The sequence below is a fragment of the Massilistercora timonensis genome, from assembly GCF_048354975.1.
GTDB lineage: Bacteria > Bacillota > Clostridia > Lachnospirales > Lachnospiraceae > Massilistercora > Massilistercora timonensis.
The window spans coordinates 1-4,557 of record NZ_DBGCJQ010000037.1 but is presented as its reverse complement, the minus strand read 5'-3'; the positions used below and the strand labels follow the sequence as shown (position 1 = coordinate 4,557).

4 protein-coding genes and 1 pseudogene are annotated in these 4,557 nt (G+C 54.0%); all 5 read right to left on the bottom strand.

Annotated elements, in window-relative coordinates; genetic code table 11:
* Positions 1 to 444 (bottom strand): annotated as a pseudogene (locus ACML7B_RS02920) (purine-nucleoside phosphorylase); the annotation flags it as partial.
* Between the two features lie 25 nt (positions 445 to 469).
* Entirely contained in the window at positions 470 to 1,249 is a 780-nt protein-coding gene (udp, locus tag ACML7B_RS02915) for a uridine phosphorylase (RefSeq protein ID WP_418539263.1), read from the bottom strand.
* A 13-nt stretch (positions 1,250 to 1,262) separates the two neighbouring features.
* Positions 1,263 to 3,527 (bottom strand): glycogen/starch/alpha-glucan phosphorylase, encoded by a 2,265-nt coding sequence (locus ACML7B_RS02910; protein WP_418539262.1) that lies wholly within the window; start codon positions 3,525 to 3,527, stop codon positions 1,263 to 1,265.
* Positions 3,528 to 3,613: 86 nt separating this feature from the next.
* Entirely contained in the window at positions 3,614 to 3,922 is a 309-nt protein-coding gene (gene yajC, locus ACML7B_RS02905; protein ID WP_106788556.1) for a preprotein translocase subunit YajC, read from the bottom strand.
* A 76-nt stretch (positions 3,923 to 3,998) separates the two neighbouring features.
* On the bottom strand, positions 3,999 to 4,557 hold a 559-nt coding region (locus ACML7B_RS02900; RefSeq protein ID WP_418539261.1), incomplete at its 5' end, for a tRNA-guanine transglycosylase.

Here is a 4,557-nt window from a genome sequence, read left to right as displayed (position 1 = left end):
CGGGATCCCCTTTTCCTCTGCCACATCTACAGCCTTCTTAAGAAGTCCGTAGTCTGCGATGGGAGCGTAGGTTCCCGGCAGACGGTACTGGCTGGCATAATCCGAGTTGGTGCAGGCGCCCATGCCGATCACGATATCCCTGGCGTTCAGTTCATCCTGCAGCGCTCCCGCCGAGCCGATGCGGATGATGGATTCCACATCGTAGAAATGATACAGCTCATAGCTGTAGATCCCGACGGAAGGCATTCCCATGCCGCCGCCCATCACCGAGATCTCTTTCCCGTGATAGGTGCCGGTATACCCCAGCATGTTCCGCACCGTGTTAAAACATCTGGCTCCTTCCAGATAATGATCTGCAATGTATTTTGCCCGCAGCGGATCTCCGGGCATCAGTACGGTTTTCGCGATCTCTCCTTTTCCCGCTTCATTATGTGGTGTACTCATACTTCCCACGCTCCTTTCTTTTCCCTTATTTTTCCTTGTCCTGCCGGATCAGGCTGCGGATGGCCTCCACCGCCGTCTGGATAGGCGCCTCGGTATCGTGTACCACCGGGTTTGGCAGGCCTTTTTTGGCCCGCTCCTGGTTGGCCATGGTAAGGAGCACAGTCCCCACCCGGAGCTTCAGCCAGCTGCCGACGACAAAAAGCGCCGCTGACTCCATCTCTGAGGCCAGGCATCCGCATTTCACCCAGGCGTCCCATTTATTCAAAAGTTCATATCCCACCGGTTTGGTCTCCGGGGAATGCTGTCCATAGAAGGAATCCTTGCACTGGACTACCCCCACGTGATACTCCTGTCCAAGCTTCCTGGCCGCCTGGATCAGCGCCTGGGTCACTTCCACGTCCGCCACCGCCGGGAACTCAATGGGCGCGTATTCCCTGCTGGTCCCTTCCATCCGGATGGCGCCAGAAGCGATCACCACATCGCCGCTTTTGACCTCCAGGGCCATACCGCCGCTGGTGCCCACCCGGATAAAGGTGTCCGCTCCCACCCGGGACAATTCTTCCATAGCGATCGCTGCGGATGGTCCTCCGATCCCGGTGGAAGTCACACTTACCTTCTCCCCATCCAGATAGCCGGTGTAAGTCACATATTCCCGGCTGTCCGCGATCAGCCTGGGATTCTCGAAATGTGCCGCGATCTTCTCACAGCGCTTGGGATCTCCCGGCAGGATCACATACCGGCCCACTTCTCCTTCCGCCACCTGGATATGGTACTGCCGGTCCTTGTCTTCTGAATAATTGATCATCCGCTCTCGCCTCCTATCTCAGATGCCAGATATCCCGGTTATACTCCGCAATGGTCCGGTCTGAAGAGAAGAATCCGGCTTTCGCGATGTTCACCAGCATCTTCTTCGCCCAGGCCATCCGGTCCTCATAATCCGCGTATACCCGCTCTTTCATATTTACATATTCCTTCACGTCCAGAAGAGTCATAAACCAGTCCTTCTGGATCAGTTCCGCATGGATCTTCAACAGGTGATAGGGATCCCCGATCTTCATCATCTCCGGGCTGATGATGAAATTGATCCACTCCCGGATTTCTTCATCCTGGATATAATAATCCGCCGCCCGGTAGTCCCTCTTCTCATAGTGCCGGATCACTTCCTCGCTGGAAGCGCCGAAGATATAGATATTCTCGTCCCCCACCAGCTGATGGATCTCCACATTGGCGCCGTCTTCCGTCCCCAGGGTCACCGCCCCGTTCAGCATGAACTTCATATTGCCGGTCCCGGAAGCCTCCTTGGAGGCCAGGGAGATCTGCTCGGACACGTCGCAGGCCGGGATCAGCCGCTCTGCCAGCGTCACATTATAATTCTCCACCATCACTACCTTCAGATACGGAGATACCTCCGAATCCTGGTCGATCAGTTCCTGCAGGCACAGGATCACATGGATGATATCCTTGGCAATGGCGTAGGCCGGAGCCGCCTTGGCCCCGAAGATCACCGTCACAGGACGGGAGGGCTTCTTCCCTCTCTTGATCTCCAGGTACCTGGCGATCACTGCCAGCACATTCATCTGCTGCCGCTTATACTCATGAAGCCGCTTGATCTGGATGTCAAAAATGGACTCCGGATCCAGTTGGATCCCCTGGGTCTCCTCCAGATATTCCGCCAGTTCCACCTTCTTCTGGTGCTTTACCTCCAGAAGAGAAGTAAGCGCCTCCGGATCATCCTTGTGGGCCAGCAGGCTTTCCAGGGCCATGGCGTCCTTGCGGAAGTCCCTTTCCACATACCGGTCCAGCCATTTTACCAGCTCCCGGTTACAGTAGAGAAGCCATCTGCGGAAGGTGATGCCGTTGGTCTTGTTGTTGAATTTCTCCGGATAAATATCGTAAAAAGGCTTCAGCTCCGAGTTCTTCAGGATCTCTGTGTGCAGTTCCGCCACTCCGTTGACGCTGCACCCGTAGTGGATGTCCATATGGGCCATATGCACCCGGTTCTCCTCATCAATGATGGCTACCCTGGGATCCTGGTATCTCCCCTTCGCCCGCAGGTCCAGCTCCCGGATAATGGGCACCAGCTGAGGCACTACCTGCTCCAGATAGGAAACCGGCCATTTCTCCAGCGCCTCCGCCAGGATGGTATGATTAGTGTAAGCGCAGGTCTTCTGGACGATCTCCACCGCCTCGTTGAAATCAATATGGCGCTGCACAAGCAGCCGGATCAGCTCCGGGATCACCATGGACGGATGGGTGTCGTTGATCTGGATCGCCACATGCTCGTGAAGCCTGCGAAGCTCATATCCCTTCTCCTCACATTCCTTCAGGATCAGCTGCGCCCCGTTGGACACCATGAAATACTGCTGATAGATCCGCAGGAGATTTCCCGCCTCGTCACTGTCGTCCGGGTAGAGGAACAGGGTCAGGTTCTTCTGGATATTGTGCTTGTCAAAAGAGATCCCGTCCCCGATGATACTCTCATCCACCCCTTCCACATCAAAGAGATGGAGCTTGTTCCTTCCGTTCTGGTACCCGGCCACATCGATATCGTACAATTTAGAAGTCAGGGTAAAATCTTTAAAGGGAACCTGGAAGCTGACGCCTGCGTCTGTAAGCCAGCCCTCTGGTTCGATCCAGGGATTGGGGGTCTCCTTCTGCTTGTTCCCCTCGAACACCTGCTTAAAAAGCCCCATATGATAGTTCAGTCCGATGCCGTCTCCGGAAAGTCCCAGAGTGGCGATGGAATCCAGGAAACAGGCGGCAAGCCGGCCCAGGCCGCCGTTTCCAAGGGACGGCTCCGGTTCCATCTCCTCGATAGCGCCAAGAGATTTCCCGTTTTCTCTCAGGACTTCCGCCACTTCCTCGTAGATCCCCAGATTGATCAGGTTGTTGGAGAGCAGCTTCCCGATCAGGAACTCCGCGGAAATATAATAGAGCTTCCGCTCACCTGTGATCTCTGGAAGTCTTTTAAGTTTTTCCTTTGTATAAGACATCAGCGCCAGATAGATCTCTTTGTCGTCCGCTTCCCGGATCTCCTTGTGAAATCTGTCCTGCATGATTTTTGTCAGATCTTCTCTTACCATAGTCGTTCTTCCTTTCTTGATTCTAATAAAAAATACCGCCTCATAACCTGTCAGTCAGTTATTCAGCGGTATCTTTCGTTCTTCGTCTATTCTGTTGAAGAAGCCTTCTCAAGCTGCGCGATCGCCGCTTTCTGCATTGGAATCCGGCAGTTCCGGTTACTTCCAAATTCTACGATCACATCGTCGTCGCTGATGTCGATGATCACGCCGTAGAACCCGCTGGTGGTCAGCACGGTATCTCCAACTTCCATATCTGCGATCATTGCCTGTACTCTTTTCTGCTCCTTTTTCTGAGGACGGATAAAGATGAACCAGAAACCGCCAAAGATCACTACATATATAATGATCAGCAGGCCCCAGCTTCCGCCGCCGCTCTGTGATGCTAATGCGAACATACTGAATTCCTCCTAAATCTCTTTTCACACTATTGCTATCATACACAAAAAAACCGGTTTCTTCAAGTGCTTTCGCCTAATTCCGGGAAATTTTCTGCATTCCCTCCAGTTTTCTCTTCTTATATTCCTGATAATTTCCGGCCTCGATAGCCTCCCGGATCTCCGCCATCATGGTGTTGTAGAAGTAGAGATTGTGGAGCACGCAAAGCCGCATGCCCAGCATTTCTCTGGCCTTCAGAAGATGCCGGATATAGGCCCTTGAATACCTTCTGCACACCGGACACTGGCAGCCCTCCTCAATGGGCCGGGTGTCCAGTTCATATTTAGCGTTAAACAGATTCAGTTTCCCCTGGTTGGTGTATACATGTCCGTGCCGCCCGTTCCGGGTAGGATAGACGCAGTCAAAGAAATCCACCCCCCGGTCCACTGCCTCCAGGATATTGGCAGGGGTTCCCACGCCCATCAGATACGTGGGCTTATTGACCGGCAGATAGGGCACCACCGCATCCAGGATCCGGTACATTTCCTCATGAGATTCTCCTACCGCCAACCCGCCTACCGCATAGCCGTCCAGGTCCAGTTCCGCGATCTCCTGGGCGTGACGGATGCGGATATCCTCGAACACCCCTCCCTGA